This window comes from Sulfurimonas hongkongensis, from assembly GCF_000445475.1.
GTDB lineage: Bacteria > Campylobacterota > Campylobacteria > Campylobacterales > Sulfurimonadaceae > Sulfurimonas > Sulfurimonas hongkongensis.
Genome location: NZ_AUPZ01000005.1, coordinates 1 through 15,127, shown reverse-complemented (window position 1 = coordinate 15,127; position 15,127 = coordinate 1). Strand labels below are relative to the sequence as shown.

Annotated in this window: 13 protein-coding genes; 7 read left to right on the top strand and 6 right to left on the bottom strand. The window is 35.8% G+C overall.

All coding sequences use genetic code 11. From position 1 onward, the window contains the following. Positions 1 to 9: 9 nt before the first annotated feature. From M947_RS16025 to M947_RS16015, 3 genes are all read right to left on the bottom strand, one after another. A complete protein-coding gene (locus M947_RS16025; RefSeq protein ID WP_021287079.1) occupies positions 10 to 1,656 on the bottom strand; it encodes a HAMP domain-containing sensor histidine kinase in 1,647 nt (548 codons plus the stop codon). Beyond that, positions 1,649 to 3,109: an ABC transporter substrate-binding protein gene (locus M947_RS16020; protein WP_281166947.1), complete on the bottom strand. Its 1,461-nt coding sequence runs from the start codon at positions 3,107 to 3,109 to the stop codon at positions 1,649 to 1,651. The genes M947_RS16025 and M947_RS16020 overlap by 8 nt, the downstream gene beginning before the upstream one ends. A 190-nt stretch (positions 3,110 to 3,299) precedes the next feature. Further along, the gene (locus M947_RS16015) at positions 3,300 to 3,986 is read right to left on the bottom strand and encodes a response regulator transcription factor (protein ID WP_021287077.1); all 687 of its coding nucleotides are present in this window, start codon (positions 3,984 to 3,986) and stop codon (positions 3,300 to 3,302) included. A gap of 213 nt (positions 3,987 to 4,199) precedes the next feature. Between M947_RS16015 and M947_RS16010 the strand changes: the two genes are divergently transcribed. From M947_RS16010 to M947_RS15990, 5 genes are all read left to right on the top strand, one after another. Beyond that, positions 4,200 to 4,787 (top strand): hypothetical protein, encoded by a 588-nt coding sequence (locus M947_RS16010; protein WP_021287076.1) that lies wholly within the window; start codon positions 4,200 to 4,202, stop codon positions 4,785 to 4,787. Position 4,788: 1 nt separating this feature from the next. Beyond that, entirely contained in the window at positions 4,789 to 7,269 is a 2,481-nt protein-coding gene (locus tag M947_RS16005) for a molybdopterin guanine dinucleotide-containing S/N-oxide reductase (RefSeq protein ID WP_021287075.1), read from the top strand. Between the two features lie 74 nt (positions 7,270 to 7,343). Then, entirely contained in the window at positions 7,344 to 8,570 is a 1,227-nt protein-coding gene (locus M947_RS16000) for an Opr family porin (RefSeq protein WP_021287074.1), read from the top strand. A gap of 115 nt (positions 8,571 to 8,685) precedes the next feature. Beyond that, positions 8,686 to 10,077, top strand: coding sequence for a sodium:solute symporter family protein (locus tag M947_RS15995; RefSeq protein WP_021287073.1), 1,392 nt, complete (start codon positions 8,686 to 8,688; stop codon positions 10,075 to 10,077). A 12-nt stretch (positions 10,078 to 10,089) separates the two neighbouring features. After that, on the top strand, positions 10,090 to 11,028 hold the full coding sequence (locus tag M947_RS15990) for a DUF234 domain-containing protein (protein ID WP_021287072.1): 939 nt from the start codon (positions 10,090 to 10,092) through the stop codon (positions 11,026 to 11,028). Positions 11,029 to 11,034: 6 nt separating this feature from the next. On the opposite strand, the gene M947_RS15985 is transcribed toward M947_RS15990, so the two are convergent. Both M947_RS15985 and panC read right to left on the bottom strand, forming a co-directional pair. Next, positions 11,035 to 11,838 carry a J domain-containing protein gene (locus tag M947_RS15985; RefSeq protein ID WP_031347885.1) on the bottom strand — a complete coding sequence of 268 codons (804 nt, stop codon included), beginning with the start codon at positions 11,836 to 11,838 and terminating at the stop codon, positions 11,035 to 11,037. Between the two features lie 63 nt (positions 11,839 to 11,901). Further along, a complete protein-coding gene (gene panC / locus M947_RS15980; protein ID WP_021287070.1) occupies positions 11,902 to 12,723 on the bottom strand; it encodes a pantoate--beta-alanine ligase in 822 nt (273 codons plus the stop codon). Between the two features lie 50 nt (positions 12,724 to 12,773). Here panC and prfB point away from each other — a divergent pair, with 50 nt between their 5' ends. Continuing rightward, positions 12,774 to 13,871 (top strand): peptide chain release factor 2, encoded by a 1,098-nt coding sequence (prfB, locus tag M947_RS15975; RefSeq protein ID WP_021287069.1) that lies wholly within the window; start codon positions 12,774 to 12,776, stop codon positions 13,869 to 13,871. A 58-nt stretch (positions 13,872 to 13,929) separates the two neighbouring features. On the opposite strand, the gene M947_RS15970 is transcribed toward prfB, so the two are convergent. Further along, positions 13,930 to 14,265: a hypothetical protein gene (locus tag M947_RS15970; protein WP_425425632.1), complete on the bottom strand. Its 336-nt coding sequence runs from the start codon at positions 14,263 to 14,265 to the stop codon at positions 13,930 to 13,932. Positions 14,266 to 14,311: 46 nt separating this feature from the next. On the opposite strand from M947_RS15970, the gene M947_RS15965 reads away from it, so the two are divergent. Beyond that, positions 14,312 to 15,025 (top strand): arginyltransferase, encoded by a 714-nt coding sequence (locus tag M947_RS15965; protein WP_021287067.1) that lies wholly within the window; start codon positions 14,312 to 14,314, stop codon positions 15,023 to 15,025. The last annotated feature ends 102 nt before the right edge of the window (positions 15,026 to 15,127 follow it).

Here is a 15,127-nt window from a genome sequence, read left to right as displayed (position 1 = left end):
TTTTGTACCTTATATAGTAAAGCAAGCTCCATCACCAATATTCTTGACATTCAAATAGCCTTGCATATTTTTCTCTATGATATTTTTTGACATATAGAGACCGATGCCAGTTCCTTGAGTTTTGTGTCTAGTTGTGAAGTAAGGCTCAAACACTTTATCTAAAAACTCGTCTGGTATCCCTCCACCATTATCCCAAATCTTCACTATTGCAAAGTTATCTCCCTCTTTTATCTCTATCTTTATAAGTGGCTCTTTTATCTTTTTTTCTAAGAGGATATTTTTTGCATTGTTTATGATATTTAGTACAACCTGAGAGTACTCATTTTTATGTCCTAAAATCTTTAACTCATCTAAGACTTCAAACTCTACTTTTATATGGTTGTGTTTAAGTGAAGACTCAACTATAAAAAGCGCATCTCTACAAGCTCTCTCAACACAAAACACCTCTTTTACACTATGTGGATTGAAAAAGTTCTGAAAGTCATCTATGGTTTGTGACATGTATTGTGTTAGTTTATCTGCCTCTTCTATCTTTTGGTTTAGATAGATTGGTGTAAACTTATCAAAGTCATAAGTAACCTTCATATTCATAAAAATCGCTATGATTTGAGCGAGTGGTTGTCTCCACTGATGTGCTATGTTTCCTATCATCTCACCCATAGATGCAAGCTTTGACTGTTGTAGTAATATCTGTTCGTTTTCAAGTCTTTTATTTATCTCTTGCTGGATTTTTTCTTCTAGGTTTTCTATCATATCGTTTATCATCTCTTTTAGTTCACCAAGAGCCATGTTATGAGTATGACCATCAAGCCTGTCTCCGAGGTTCCCACTTTTGATGCTTAGTAGCACTCTTGTAGCATTTTTTATAAGTGCCTCATCTTTTTCTATGTTGTTTTGTATAGTCTCAACATTTTCATTTATCATGTTTGCCATATCGCTAAACTCGTCATTTGAGACAAGTTCAATCCTGTTTGCTTTTTCCCTCTTATGGTTTATATACTCAAAAAACTCTCTTAAGCCATTTTGAACTCTATATATAGAGGAGATGATATTATTTGATATTAAAGAACCTATGATGATAGAAAAAAGCAAGATCACAAATAGAGAAACAAATATTTCTATTTTTATATTTGCAACATCTTTTACCGCTTCGCTATAAGCTATGGATGATTTACTTAACAAGTCACTTTGGATAACCAAAAGCTCTTTAACTAAGAGTTGAAATTGTGCTCTACCAACAGTTGTAATATTTACATAAGCGCCTTCCTCAAACTCTGAGTTTAAATAGCCTTTTGTCACCTTTATAAGAGACTTGTAGTGAAGCCACATCTCGTAAACTATTTTATTCTCTTTTGAATACTCTAAAAATGCATCATCAAGTTCATTTATCGCTGTAGTCAAATTGTCTAGTATAGACTCTCTTATCTTTTGGTTTGGTGCCATAACTAAGGCTTGGCTTAGCTCTCTTAGATTATAGAGTGGAGTGATGATTTTATCTTGCAAGCCTAGAAGCGTTTGTGATTTGCTATGAACCACTTCAAGTCTGTCTTTGTTATCTTGACTTATAGATATAGACTTATATCCTATAGTTGAGATAGCTAGAAGTAGTAAGATAAAGAGGATTCTGAGTTTAAATTTTATACTTATTTTATTCACAATTTCCTCTTTTTGGCTTTATGGGTTGTTCTAAGTATTTAGGATACTCTCTTGTTTTTCTTATGGAGTAGTGGTCTTTTGTAATTTGCATCTCCCAAATGGGGATAACTGCTCCTTTGTATGGCTTATAGATGATCTCTTTATTTAGTGCTGTAACTTTGTTCGGTGATGGAACCCTTAGCGTGTACGCCATCTCTTTTGCTCTATATAGTATTTTTGAAACTATCTCTTCATACTCTTTTGAATCAACCTTTGTTACAAAAAACTCATCTATATAGCTCTTCATAAGTCTGTCTTTTCCTATGGTTGACCATGCGCTCTCATCTTCATAGATGAAAAGAACACTCCATGGATTACCATAGTACCAGTCATCATCTCCCCAGATAAGCAAGTCCCACTTTTGAGTATTTTGCGATTTATGAGTGGTGAGCAACTGTTCATATATATCTTTTTCACTACTTGTTATGGTGTAACTAAGTGTTACTCCATACTTCTTTAACTGATACTCTATGCCCTTAAACAAAAACATAAAACTATCTTGCGTAAAGACCTTTAGATGCAGACCCTTTAGTAGTTTGTGCATCTTCTCTTTTGTATAACTCTCTTGTTCTTTTGGTTTTGCATCTTTTAAGACTTTTTTCACTATCTCATAGTTTACAGAACTTGCAAATGGTGCGATATAGCCCTCGTTTTTATATACAAAGTTTAGTAAGTTTTCTTGGTTTAGTGCTTGGTTTAGTGCTACTCTTACTTCTTTTGATTTTAGTCTCTCATTCGCATTTATAAGATTAAAAAAGATTATAAAATTGTTTGTGGATTTGCTAATATTTAACTTTGCATACTTTGATGTTAGAACTTCTATCTTTTTGTTAAAGGCAATAGGGGCAAAGTCAAGCTCTCCCTCTTTTTGAGTTATCATCTCTAGTGCTTTTGTGGCACTTAGTTGTGTGTAAGCTGTTACTCTTCTTATCTTTGGGTACTCTTTATTGTAGTAGTATGGATTTGCCTCTAACTCTATGATTGGTGTATGTTTTGAGCCTAGAGCATAACCCTCTTTGAGTATGTATGGCCCCATCCCATAAGCACCTGGTGCATGTGTTGTTGATTCAGTCTCACTGCCCTTAAAGCCATACTTTTTAAGATACTCTCTTGTATGAAAGTAGATATTAGCGAGGTCTGTAAAAAACATCTCATACTTCTCTTTTAGCACTATTTTGAACTTGTACTTATCAATCTTTATAACCTCAAAGTCTACGTTATCTATGTTTGTATAAAGAAAAGGAGAGCGCTTGAAGTACTCAAAGTTCAAAAGCACATCAGCAGTATCAAACTCGCTTCCATCTTGAAACTTTAGTCCCTTTCGTAACTCAAACTCATAAGTAAAATCGTCCACTCTTTTATGACTTTTTGCTAGTTCGTACTTCCAACCTCTCTCATTATCATAAGAGCGAATAAGTCCAGCATTTGTGGCTTTGGTAATGTAAATATATGGAACATTTGGGATAAATATCTTTATGTGAGAGTCTGGATGCAGAGGAGTTGCAGCGCGAGAGGCTGCATCGTCATCTCTAAAGTGAGTTTTTTTTACTAGAAGCTCATTTGCATCAGTTATATTAATAAAAAGAAGTAAAATAAGTAAGTATTTAAATAAATTTATATCCTACTCCTGATAGATTGTAGATGATATCTGTTGGCAGTTTTTTTCTAAGATTGCGAACAAGTGAACGCAAAGCACTATCAGTCATTACATCATCAACCCAAACACTCTCTTGTAGTTCGCCGTAGTAAGTGATGCGGTTTTGATTTTTGATAAGTGCCTCAAAAAAAAGCATCTCTTTTTTGTTAAGAGTAACCCACTTCTCTTTGTAGTTCAATTTTTTGTTATCAAAGTCATAAACATAGGAGTTATCAACATCCAAAACAACAAGTTTGTTTTGTTCTAGTTGAAGAACACACCGCTCAAGCCCACCTAAGAGTTGTTCAAAGTTTATAGGCTTTACAAAGTATTTCTCCATGTGAAGCTCAACTGCATCTAAGAGATACTCTTTATCTGTGTGTGCAGTTATCATAACAACAGCAGTTTCTAAATCTTTTTCCCTCACCTTTTTAACAAACTCGATACCATCCATCTTTGGCATATGGATATCACTAAATATAATATTGGGCTTTTTTTGCTCATACAAAAGATAAGCCTCCTCGCCATCACCTGCCTCATAAACTTCTTTAACATAATATCTAAGAGAATCAGCTATATTTTTTCGTATACCCTCTTCATCTTCTGCATAAAGAATAGTTAGATTTTGTAATTTATGTAAAAGCTCTTTTTTCACTACCAATTCCTTCTTGCTCATTATACTCTAATGCTCATTTTAACTTTAAAACCCTACATCCAAAATAGCAAGTAAAAATTCCTAATCTACGATTTTAAAAATTGTATTGACAAAATGTAGCAAAATAGTCGAACACAACAACAATTTATTCGACTATTTTGCTACTTTAATCTATTATCATTTAAAGAGTTAAAAATCTTATGAGGAAGTAAAATGATAAAAAGTTTAATGATCGGGTTCATTTTTTTAAGTGGATCCCTGTTTGCAAATGAGTCTTTGTACTCAAGTTCTGTTAAGAATCTATATACATCGCCAGATGGTAAAAGAAGTGAGGGGAGATTGCTTCCTACTTCAGAAGTAAAAATCTTAGAGAAAAAAGATGGCAAGGTAAAAGTTGAGATTGAGGGCTTTATGAGAGAAGGCGTCTCAAGTGCAGTCTATTTTACAACAGGTAAAAGGATTTTAATTGCTGGTCTTAGTAAAAAGGCAAAGTTTGATATCAAAACTATCTCCACTAGTAAAGACAAAGATGGCGTAAAATGGAGCAAAGTAGCCCTTACTGCTTATACAGTAAATGACAATCTGACAGAAGATTTAAGCTCTTTATATAAAAATGCAGAGGCTATATATAAAGATAACTGCTCCATCTGTCACCCAGCACATCCAAACAATGAATATACATCAAACCAATGGCCAAGCATGATAAAGTCGATGTCAAATAGAACGGCAATGACAAAAGAAGATGTATATCTTGTAACACAGTTTCTACAAAAACACTCAAAAGACATAGGAGAAAAATAACATGCAAAATACAAACTTAAAAAGAAGAAATGTACTAAAGTTTGCTGCACTCTTTGCAGCTGTTCCATTCATAGATGTTCTCACAAGTAGAGGGCATCTGCTAGCTGGAACAATTGTAAAGTTTTCCACAAAACTAGTTCAAAATGGAGAGGTCTTAACTGCTGCTCACTGGGGAATGTTAAAGTTAACAATTAAAGATGGCGTACTAACAAAATCTGAACCTTATCAAAAAGTATCAGGGCTTGAAAACTCTCTTCAACACCATACACAAGACTTAGTCTATGCAAAAGATAGAGTTAAATACCCAATGGTTAGAAAGTCCTACTTAAAAGATCCAAACAATCCAAAGCCAGAACTAAGAGGTAGCGATGAGTGGGTTAGAGTCTCTTATAATGATGCTATAAAACTAATAGCATCGCAGCTTAAAAAGACTAGAAAAGACAAAGGCGCTGAGAGTGTTTTTGCTGGTAGTTATGGCTGGAAGAGTAGTGGAAATATGCACAACTGTAGAATCCTACTTCATAGATTTATGACTGCAACTGGTGGTTTTACAGGAACAGTTGGAGACTACTCAACAGGTGCTTCACAAGTAATAATGCCTCACGTTTTAGGAACTCTTGAAGTTTACGAACAACAAACATCTTGGCCAATTGTGTTAGAGCACTCAAAAGCTGTAGTTATCTGGGGAGCAAATCCTGCGGCTACTCTAAAAATTGCATGGACTGCATCTGATGATTATGGGCTTAAATATCTTGAAGAATTAAAAAATTCAGGTAAAAAAATCATCTGCATCGACCCTTTTAAGACGGAGACTTGCGAATACTTAAATGCACAGTGGGTAGCTCCTGTTCCAAATACTGATGTCGCTCTAATGATAGGTATGGCTCACTCTCTAATTGAAGCTAAGAAATATGATAAAGAGTTTTTAGAAGAGTACACTGAAGGCTTTGATGAGTTTAAAGATTATATCTATGGAAAAAAAGACAAAGTTGTAAAGAGTGCAGCTTGGGCTTCAAAAATATGTGGAATTGATGAAAAAACAATCAAAGAGTTAGCAGTGCTGTTTTTTGAAAACACAACTATGTTTATGTCTGGATGGGGTATGCAAAGAGCTCATCACGGAGAGCAAACTCACTGGATGCTAATAACTCTAGCTTCAATGCTTGGACAAATCGGTAAACCAGGTGGTGGTTTCGGACTCTCTTATCACTACTCAAACGGCGGTGTTCCAACTGCTAAGAGTGCTATAGTTGGTGGGATAACTGCAAATGTTACAGCAAATGAGAACGCAGAAGGTGCAGAGTGGCTACAAAATGCAGCTAAATTTTCTTTCCCTGTTGCAAGAGTTGCAGATGCTCTTTTAAATCCTGGTAAAAAAATCCAGTTTAATGGCAAAGAGATAACATATCCAGAGATTGATTTTATCTACTGGGCTGGTGGAAATCCATTGGTTCACCATCAAGATACAAATACTCTAATTAAAGCTTGGAGAAAACCTAGAACAGTTGTTGTCAATGAAGCATTTTGGACTCCAACAGCTAGAATGGCAGATATTGTAATGCCTACAACTACGAGTTATGAGAGAAATGATATTACGGGAACTGGAGACTACTCAAACCTAAATATCGTTCCAATGAAGCAAGCAGTTAAAAAGCAGTTTGAGTCTAAAGATGATTATCAAATCTTTAGTGATTTAGCAAAAGAGTTTGGAGTACATAAAGAGTACACACAAAACAAAACTGAGATGGAGTGGATAGAAGAGTTCTATACTAAGGCTTATGATCAAGCTGTAAAAATGGATATGAAAATACCAAAATTTAGAGAATTTTGGAGTAAAAATGAGCCTATAACTTTTGGGACTCCTTATGAAAATACACAATTCGTAAGATATGCAGACTATATAGAAGATCCTATCTTAGATCCACTTGGTACTCCATCTGGAAGAATTGAGATCTACTCTAAAACAATTGAAGATATGAACTATGATGATTGTAAGGCGCATCCTAGTTGGTTAGAACCAGCTGAGTGGTTGGGTATGAAGAAAAAAACTGCGGAGTTTGCACTTATTACTCCACACTCAACTCATAGACTACACTCCCAACTAAACAATACTAGTTTAAGAGAAAAGTACGCAGTAGCAAACAGAGAACCGGTTTGGATCAATACAAAAGATGCAAAAGCTAAGGGCATCAAAAGTGGCGATATTGTGAGAGTCTTTAACGATAGAGGACAAATCTTAGTTGGTGCTATTGTATCTGATGAAGTTAGAGAGAGTGTCGTGAAAATTGATGAGGGTGCTTGGTATGACCCAATGGAGAGAGGAAAGATAGGCTCACTTTGCTTAAATGGTAATGTTAATGTTCTAACAAAAGATATCCCAACATCTAAGTTAGCAAATGGAAATAGTTCAAATACAGCTCTAGTTAATATTGAAAAATATACTAAAGCAGCTCCTGAACTCTCTATGTTTAAACAACCTTAATCTAAAAAAGAAGTAGAGCTTTCTCTACTTCTTAAATATATGTTTTATATAAAAAATCCTCTAAGGTAGAAATAATGAGAAAAAAAAGTTTAAGTTTAGTGGCATGTATGTTTATGGCGGCTAGTTCAGTTGGCGCAGCAGAGTTTGATGAAGCGATTAAAAACGGAAAGTTAAGTGGTGATGCTACTATAACTTATGAGATGAGGGATTCTAAGAAAGACTTAGACGTTTACTATAGAGATAGCGCTTACTCAGTTGGTTCAGCGGAACTTATCTATAAAACTGACTCTTTTCATAATTTCAATCTTGCCTTTGGTATGAGAGCTTATAAAGTTATCTGGGAAGATCATAAAAACTCTATAGGTGCTTATGGACCTACGGCAGGAAAAGGTGATGCAAGTTCAAGATTTTGGAATATTGATGGTGGAGAGATTGCAGTTACAACAAATGCTTACATCGGTTATGACACAGAAAAAATCCACTTTAAAGCTGGTCGTCAAGAGCTTGAGACTGAGTGGCTAGATGAGCACCACGATGCAATAACTCTCTATGCAAACCCAATAGAAAAGCTTGAAGTTGAGCTTATCTGGTCACAAAGTCACTATAGAATGTGGGCAAGAGAGTTGTTTTATGGACCTGATATGGATGGTTTTAGTGGAACTATAAACTCTGAAGGAGGTGGAATCTATAAAGTTGGTTTAACTTACGATATTTTAGATTCACTAAAAGTCAAAGGCTACACTCTAGTAGCTCCTGATAACTACTCTGTTTATGGCGCGAAAGCTACCCTCGCTCTTGAGTCAAATGATTTTAAATATGGTGGATTTTTTCACTATATGCAAACAGATGAAAGACTTGCACAAAACGAAGATGGCTCGCTTATAGATACAAAAGTCTATGTTGAGCTTGATGGCTACAATCTTGGACTTGGATATATCCAAACAGGAAAAGATGGTGGTTGGGGTTCTGCTTATAAGGGTGGCGAAAATGTCACGCCTTTTGAAGAGGGAGATAAACTCTACAACTATATAGCAATAGATACTCGTACTCCATATATAACTCTCTCTAAAAATATAATGGGGCTTAGCCTTAGTGCTATTTATGGTCATAGTACTTATAAACTACCTAATGGTTCAGGCGATTATAAAATGAGCGAATTTTGTTTATGGGCAGGCTATGACATCACTAAAAACCTAAATCTAAGTGCTATTCTCACAGTAATAAATGAAGATGAAAAAGACATTGGTTGGGCTGCTACTGACTTGACTCAAGTTAGTAGTACTCTAGTTTATAAGTTCTAATCTAGCTCTCCTCTAAAAGGGAGGCTATGTCCTCCTTTTTGTCCTCAAAAAAATTGAATTTAATTAAGATAATATAGTATACTACAGCCACTTTTGCAAATGGAGCCAAAAAGGGATGTTTACTACCCAAAGCATTATAATATTTTCATACCTCATCGTAGTACTACTTATCGGAATCTGGGCAGGTCGTGGTATCAAAGATATCAAAGACTACGCTGTAGCTTCAAAGTCCTTTGGAACTATGGCTATCTTTGCAACCCTTAGTGCCTCTTTTATTGGAGGAGGCTTCTCTATGGGAAATGCTGAGAAGGTTTTTTTAGTTGGCATCTCAAATATTGTAGCACTTTGGGGATTTAGCCTAAAAGAGATCTTAGTAGCAAAGTACATCGCTCCAAACATAAGACACTATCCAGATGCCATATCTATAGGCGATATAATGGAGCCAGCTTATGGGAAAGAGTCTAGAATCTTTGCAGGTGTTTTTGGTGTGATTTTAAGTGCTGGAATTCTCGGTGCTCAGATTGGTGCTATGGGATATATTTTTAATCTTTTTCTAGGGCTTGACCGTTCAACTGGCATCATCTTAGGTATTAGCATCGTTATCATCTACTCAACCATAGGAGGAATGAGAGCGGTTGTTTGGACTGATATTGTTCAGTTTATAGTTTTATCTGTTGGTATTCCTCTTACACTTTACTTTGGCATAGAGCATCTAGGTGGCTGGAGTGAAGTTGTTGAGCGTGTCCCAGAGAGCCACTTTACTATCTCACTTGAACCTATGGCACTAATTGCCCTTATCTCTCTTTTTCTTACCTTTTTACTAGGTGAGACTCTAGTTCCTCCCTATGTTCAAAGGCTTCTTATTGGTAAAAGAAATCGTAATGTAAGAAGAGGAACAATGCTTAGTGGACTATTTTCCATCCCATTTTTTGCAACCACTGGGTTAATCGGGCTTGTAGCATTAGCACTAAACCCATCACTAGATGCAAACCTTGCCATGCCTTATGTTATCCAAGAAGCACTCTCTCCAGTACTTCAAGCTGTAGTTATCTCAGCTATCATCTCCATCATCATGTCCTCTGCGGATTCATTTTTAAACGCAGCTGCCATCGCTTTTAATAACGACATCATAAAGCCCATACTAAAGACTCCACTTAACCAAGATGCGGAGCTTAAACTTGCTCGTATGACTACTCTAGCTGTTGGCACTATAGCTGTGATTTTTGCACTCTCTATTGATAGTATTTTAGATATCCTTATCTACTCATATAACTTTTGGGCACCTACTACCTTAGTCCCACTTGCAGCCGCCTTGCTTGGTTTAAAACTTAGTAAAAAACGCTTTATATCAGGTGCATCAGCTGGCATCATCACCACACTTTTATGGAGTAATCTCTTAGATTCTCCGCTTGGAATCGATGGGTTAGTAGTTGGGACTCTTGCAAATTTTATAGCTTTTTTTTCTACAGACAGAGCAAATGCAAAAGCTAGAAACAATTCAATATAAAGATAATAAAATATGAAAAATACAAGTCTTTTAGATCAATTTCGCTCATTTTACATAAGAAACTATCCCAATGATATGGAGACTCACATAGAGTACTTTGCTATCTTTGGCGGACTTGGATTTGAGGTTGATACCACACAACCTATCTCGTTTCTCATAGAAGATCTCATCTTAGAAAACTTTACCTATCTAAATGCAAAGATAGAAGATTTAACTCTTGGCAATCCCATCAACAAAAGACTTCTGCATGCGCTAGCCGTTGGCGATAGAAGGATTTTTTCTGCATTTAATAGAGCTGGGCTTAACAACAGTAATGGTGGGGTAGCCCTTAACTACCTTCAAGAGCGAGGCTTAGTTCAAATCGAGTACTCAAGAGAAGAGTGCAACAAAAGCCCAAATCCGAAAAACAAACTAAAAAGAGAGTTAGCGAGGCAGAGAATTTCGCACAAAGTGCTCTTCACACACCCCTTTATAAGGTTTTGGTTTTACTTTATCTATCCAAATATAAGAGATATAAGAAACAAAAAGTATAGCAGACTATTTAAAAATTTTAAGCTGAGACAAAATAGCTACACAAGCTTAGTTTTTGAAGAGTTATCAGAGGTTTTGCTAAACTATAATTTGCGTGATGCTCAGATTGTTAGCTCTGGGAGTTACTGGGATGCAAAGATAGAGATAGATATCTTAACCATCGCTGATAATGACAAGATTTATGTAGCTGAGTGTAAATGGACTAACCATGTGGTCACAAAAAAAGAGTGGCAAAAACTCACACAGAAGTGTGAAATACTCGGTATAGAACCATCTCAGATCATACTTTTTTCAAAAAGAGGCTTCTCAAAGGAGTTAAAGCAAATGCAAGGAAAAGACTTAGCTCTCTACAGTAGCGATGACTTTGAAGTGCTTCTAAAAAACACCTCAAGTGATGAACTAATAGACTCTCTTTTTTAAAAAATCTTAGCTAACTTCTTTAAGTGTTGTATATGCCTCTTGTAGAAGTTGGAACTTTTGTGTGTAGTGCTCTATCATGGTAGGATTCTCATGGAGTATCTTATCCGGATGATAGGCTCTTGCTAACTTTTTATAGTTTCTTTTAATATCATCAGCACTAGCGCCAACAGGACACTCTAAGAGTCTATAGAGTTGTGTTAGATGGCTCTGTTCTTCCTCTCTACAAAGATCTCCAAAAGTATAATTTGCAAAGTCACTATAGAGTTTACTCAAAAAATGATTGTCATAACTATACTCTAAATGATAGTGAAGCACATCTTTTTTGTTGAGTGTTCTCTCCAACCTTGCTTTTGCCCTATGGTCACTCACATCTACTACTAAAGAGATATCTGTACCTCTCTCTACGTAGACTTCAAGCTGTGAACGGAAATAGCTAAGTACCCATGAATTTGGACTCTCTAGTGTTATTAAAACTGTGTTTTTATCATAAGCATATAGATTTACTTTTATTTTTTGGGTCTTATCAAGTTTCTTTAGCTCTATTTTTATAGGTTGAGTTCCAAACTTTAACATTGAGCGTAAAAAAAACTTGTGGTCATACTCATGCGTAGATGCATGATATTGTGAGAGCTCTCTTAAAAACTCATCTCTTACCTCTGTTAGCGTCTCGTTTCTAAATACCAAAACAGACTTTGATAAAAAAAGCATACCTCTTGAGTGATGATTTAAAAAGTTTTTCATCCACTCTCTGTTTAGTGTCTCAAAACTTGTCGTGATAAGAATAAGATTGTTACGTAAAACAATGTCCATAAACCTACCTTTTTGAGATATTTGACTCTCTTTAAGCAAAAAAAGTTCCATCTAAGTAGACAATTAAAGCCAAATGTTATCCAAAAGCCTAGTCGAGCCTACCTTGGCTTCAACTAAGACTACACTATTGCCTAGTTCAACCTCTTTTATCACTTCAAAGTTACGATTTAAAATCTCTACATAAGAGAGTTCTAGAGGATTTAGAATCTCTTTCATCTTTTGCACTATCTCATCCCTATCTCTTATATTTTTAGAGACCAACTTAGCACAAAGATGAAGCGATTGTGGAATTTTAAGAGCCTCTTGTCGCTCCTCTTTTGAGAGATAAACGTTTCTACTACTAAGTGCTAGTCCATCACTCTCTCTTTGTGTATCTACCGCTACGATCTGCACACTCATAAAAAACTGCCTAGCCATAAGTTTTATGAGATATAGTTGCTGTGCATCTTTTTTACCAAAGTAAGCTCTTGTTGGATTTACTATATTTAAAAGCTTCATAACTACAGTTAAAACACCATTGAAATGCCCTGGACGGCTAAAACCCTCTAAAACAAAACCACGAACACAAGGTGCTAGGATGCTAACTTCATCATCTGTGTAAATCTCATCTACAGATGGAAAAAACATAACATCAACACCACTTAATTGACATATTTTCTTATCTGCTTCATCTTTTTTAGGATACTTATCTAAATCTTCACCCTTTAAAAACTGAGTAGGATTAAGAAATATTGAGACCACAACTATCTCATTTTCTTCCCTTGCTTGCTTTATAAGTTTTGTATGTCCTTGATGCAAGGCTCCCATGGTTGGCACAAAACCTATGCTTTTATCTATGTTTTTGACATACTCTTTTAGCTCTTTTACTGTTGTGATGATCTTCATTTTAAGCCTCTTTTTTATATAATCGCAATTATACACTATTGGACTATTTTATGGATAATTATGAATACACAGAACTGTTAAAAAACTTAAGCTTAAAGATGAAAAACATTGAAGGTGTTGTGGAGCCTGCTAAACTCAGTGCGAGATTAGATGCCATTGAGCAAGAAGAAGCTTCTCAAGACTTTTGGAATGATGCTAGCTATGCTGCAAAGATTCAAAAAGAAAAAACTCAAATTCAAAGAAAACTACAGAAGTACGAAAAAGCAAGCGAAGCACTTCAAGATGCTAAAGATCTCTATGAGATGGCAAAAGATGAGGCAGATGAAGAGACTATAGAGGCTTGCTTTAGTGATAGCGAGAGACTTGAAGAACTTATACTCAATATGGAGGTAGAAGTAATGCTTAGTGGCGAAACAGATGCTAACAATGCGATTTTATCCATCCATCCTGGAGCTGGTGGAACAGAGTCTCAAGACTGGACAGAGATGTTACTTCGCATGTATAAACGCTGGGCAGAGAGAAAAGGTTTTGCGGTTGAAGTTCTTGACTATCAAGCTGGAGATGAAGCTGGCATCAAGGATGCTTCTATCATTATAAAAGGCGAAAATGCTTATGGCTACTTAAAAGTAGAAAATGGCATCCATAGACTAGTTCGCATCTCACCATTTGATTCAAATGCAAAAAGACACACCTCTTTTACCTCGGTTATGGTTTCACCTGAGATTGATGATGATATAAACATCGTAGTAGAAGACAAAGATATCCGCATCGATACATATCGAGCAAGTGGTGCAGGAGGACAACATGTTAACAAAACTGAGTCAGCCATCCGTATCACGCACATTAAAACAGGTGTAGTGGTTCAATGTCAAAACGATAGAAGCCAGCATAAAAATAAAGCGACTGCTATGAAGATGCTAAAGTCTCGTCTATATGAACTAGAACTTGACGCTCAAAAAGCCGAAGCTGATGGAGTGAGTAAGAGTGAGATTGGTTGGGGACACCAGATTCGCTCTTATGTGATGCAACCATATCAGCAGATTAAAGATTCAAGAAGCAACGAAGCGTACTCTAATGTCTCTGCTATCTTAGATGGTGACCTAGACAAGATGCTAGAGGATGTCTTAATCTCCATGAACAAAGCGTAGTTTTGCACCACGGAACCCGAACAAGTTCGCGGTTGCAAAAAAGACTCTCCCTAAATCCTTAATCCTCTTTCTTTTTTATAAAACTATATCCTAAAAAACCAACCCCAAAAATCATAGCTATGATAGTTAAATACTTCATCTGCTTAGCTTGAGCATTTTTGAGCTCCTCTATATATTTTGATGTATCTGGCTGTGCTTTTTTACTTCTACTAGAGCCTGAGCCTCCTGAGACCTGTGCCTCCATCCTAGCTACATTTAGTGCAGCTAACTCATTTTGGGTATAAGCCTCTTTTGGAGTAAGCCAAAAATGCACAACGAAACCAATAAGAAGCATCAAAATGCCAGCAACTCTAAAAAAGACTATCTTATATTTTTTTAAAAATTCCAAAATCATTCCTCTACTCAAGCATTCATAATGCAAATTATGTCAAAATCACGATATGAATTTACTTAAAGAATTTTATCTAAACGATAGTTGCTCATATCTTGAGAACAAAGACCAAACTACTCACTACAAAGTCATAGAAAATTGTGATGAAAGACAGTGTTCTTCACTTATACAGAGGGGTTACAGAAGATTTGGTAAGATGTATTTTAGACCTATTTGTAAAGATTGTGATGAGTGTAAAAGTATAAAGATAGATGTGAAAAATTTTGAGTTTTCAAAATCTCATAAAAGAGTTATGAAAAAGGCTAAACATATAAAAAGTTATATACAAGCTCCAAGTATGACAAAAAAACATCTTCAACTCTTTGACAAGTATCATCTCTACATGAGAGATAAAAAGGGTTGGGAACACTCCTATGTAGATCCCCAAAATTACTACAGCTCTTTTGTAAATGGGCACAATGGGTTTGGCTATGAAGTTTTGTATTATGATGAAAACAGACTTATCGGAGTTGACCTTATAGATGTGCTAAAAGATGGCATCTCATCTATCTACTTTTACTACGACCCAGATTACAGTAGTTACTCTTTAGGAAAACTCTCGCTACTTTACGAGATAGAGTTTGCAAAGAGACAAAAAAAAGATTGGATATATCTAGGTTACTATGTTAAAGATTGTGGCTCGCTCTCATACAAAGCCTCATACAAGCCATATCTAACTCTTGAGGGAAGGCCTGAGGAAGATGAAGATTTTAGTTGGGTTTAGCTAACTCTTTTACTGGGAGTGTTAGAAATTTCGTGTCAGTTTGATAAAATACTATCAAGGACTGACAATGAATGAAGAAGTAGATTTTGATTTTGATGAAAT

What these genes read in the sequence shown, in the direction of transcription:
- M947_RS16010 (WP_021287076.1), top strand. Translation starts at nt 4,200, where the DNA reads ATGATAAAAAGTTTAATGATCGGGTTCATTTTTTTAAGTGGATCCCTG.
- M947_RS16005 (WP_021287075.1), top strand. Translation starts at nt 4,789, where the DNA reads ATGCAAAATACAAACTTAAAAAGAAGAAATGTACTAAAGTTTGCTGCA.
- M947_RS16000 (WP_021287074.1), top strand. Translation starts at nt 7,344, where the DNA reads ATGAGAAAAAAAAGTTTAAGTTTAGTGGCATGTATGTTTATGGCGGCT.
- M947_RS15995 (WP_021287073.1), top strand. Translation starts at nt 8,686, where the DNA reads ATGTTTACTACCCAAAGCATTATAATATTTTCATACCTCATCGTAGTA.
- M947_RS15990 (WP_021287072.1), top strand. Translation starts at nt 10,090, where the DNA reads ATGAAAAATACAAGTCTTTTAGATCAATTTCGCTCATTTTACATAAGA.
- M947_RS15985 (WP_031347885.1), bottom strand. Translation starts at nt 11,838, where the DNA reads ATGGACATTGTTTTACGTAACAATCTTATTCTTATCACGACAAGTTTT.
- panC (WP_021287070.1), bottom strand. Translation starts at nt 12,723, where the DNA reads ATGAAGATCATCACAACAGTAAAAGAGCTAAAAGAGTATGTCAAAAAC.
- prfB (WP_021287069.1), top strand. Translation starts at nt 12,774, where the DNA reads ATGGATAATTATGAATACACAGAACTGTTAAAAAACTTAAGCTTAAAG.
- M947_RS15970 (WP_425425632.1), bottom strand. Translation starts at nt 14,265, where the DNA reads ATGATTTTGGAATTTTTAAAAAAATATAAGATAGTCTTTTTTAGAGTT.
- M947_RS15965 (WP_021287067.1), top strand. Translation starts at nt 14,312, where the DNA reads ATGAATTTACTTAAAGAATTTTATCTAAACGATAGTTGCTCATATCTT.